The sequence below is a fragment of the Nocardia cyriacigeorgica genome, assembly GCF_010858045.1.
GTDB classification, from domain to species: domain Bacteria; phylum Actinomycetota; class Actinomycetes; order Mycobacteriales; family Mycobacteriaceae; genus Nocardia; species Nocardia cyriacigeorgica_E.
Genome location: NZ_JAAGVC010000092.1, coordinates 1 through 1,527, shown reverse-complemented (window position 1 = coordinate 1,527; position 1,527 = coordinate 1). Strand labels below are relative to the sequence as shown.

Here is a 1,527-nt window from a genome sequence, read left to right as displayed (position 1 = left end):
CAACCCCCGGCCCCGCCGGCGCCGCCGGCGGCCGTGGGCCGTTCGGGCCTGGCATCGGCGGAACCGGGGGTACCGGCGGAGCCGGAGGCTGGGGCGGTTTCGGAGGCTGCGGCGGGGCAGGGGGCTCGGGTCGGCTCGGTGGCGGCCAGGGTGCTGGGTTCGCGGGTTCGACCGGGTCTAACGACGGGAACTCGAAGTCGACGTCGCGCGGAAGCTTCGGGATATGGGAGCGGTAGATCGGGTCACGGCGGCGGCGCGGGGCACCGCCGTCGTCCGAGTCACGGTTACCGGAAGCGGGCGGCGTCTGGGGCGGAACGCCGGCCTGCCGGGCACCGTCATCGTCGGGTGCGCCGCGTCCGGCGTCACCTGAACCATCGCCGCTGTCCGGCGTGCCGCGTGTAGCGCCAGACGATTCGTCATCACCGGCCTCGGACGAACGACGTCCGGCGTCCCCCGAATCTGTGCCGTCCCCGTCAGGCTTACGGCGTGCAGGATCAGATGCATCGGCGTCACCGCCATCATCGGCGGACGTGCGCGGCGCGGTATCCGCCGAACCTTCGTCCCCGCCGTCCGGCGTGCCGCGTGTAGCACCAGACGATTCGTCGGCACCGGTCTCAGGCGAATTGCGCCCGGAATCTGTGCCCTCACCGTCAGGCTCCCGCCGCGCAGCACCAGGCGACCCGACATCCCCGCCGTCACCCCCAGGCTCCCGCCGCGCAGCACCAGGCGACCCGACATCCCCGCCGTTATCGTCGGGTGTGCCGCGCCCGGCAGCAGCTGAATCGTCGGCACTGCCGTCCGGCGTGCCGCGCACGCCACCCGACGTATCAGCATCATCGGGCTCGGACGAACGACGGCCGGAAGCGCCGGAATCGGCGTGGCCGTTGGGTATGCGGCTCACGGGGCCGTGCGGACCGGGGCCTGCGGCGGCATCGGAGTCTGGTCCGGCGATCTGCTCGGGCGTATGTTCGGCGCGGTTTTCGGAGCGCTTGCTCGATCCGTCGCCACCTTCAGCCCCGCGATCGGGCGTTGCGGGATCGGCGTCGGCCTGTCCGTCTCGATCCGGGCGAGCGGGTTCGCTGAGACCGTCGACCGGCGGGGAGGCATCTGGTGCTGGATTCGGTGGCTCGGGGGCGCGATCGGAGCGCGGGGCAGGGTCGAGATCCGAGGCGGGATCGTGATCCTGCGCGGGATCGGCACCCGGGGCGGGTTCAGGATCCGACGCGGGATCGACCTCCGCTACAGGACCAGGACTGGTCGCGAGATCAGAGCCCGCAGCACGGCCAGGGCCCGCAGCAGGGTCGACGCCCGAAGCGGGATCAGAACTCGCAGCACGATCAACATCCACAGCGGGATCCGCGCCCGCAACAGGATCGACCCCCACGGCACGATCAGGGCCGGCGGCGGCGTCAGGGTCCGCGGCCGGGGGTGTCGGATCCGGTGTGGGTGACTCATCACCGGCGTGCGGGTCGTCGGCTGTGGGTGGGAGGGCGTCCGAGTTCTGGGCGGGCGGGAGTTGCGCAGGTG

General features: G+C 72.5%; 1 protein-coding gene. It reads right to left on the bottom strand.

What is annotated here, in order from left to right; genetic code table 11:
- Nucleotides 1-1,239: 1,239 nt before the first annotated feature.
- Nucleotides 1,240-1,527: hypothetical protein (locus GV790_RS30820; RefSeq protein WP_218586488.1), on the bottom strand; the 288-nt coding region annotated here is incomplete at its 5' end.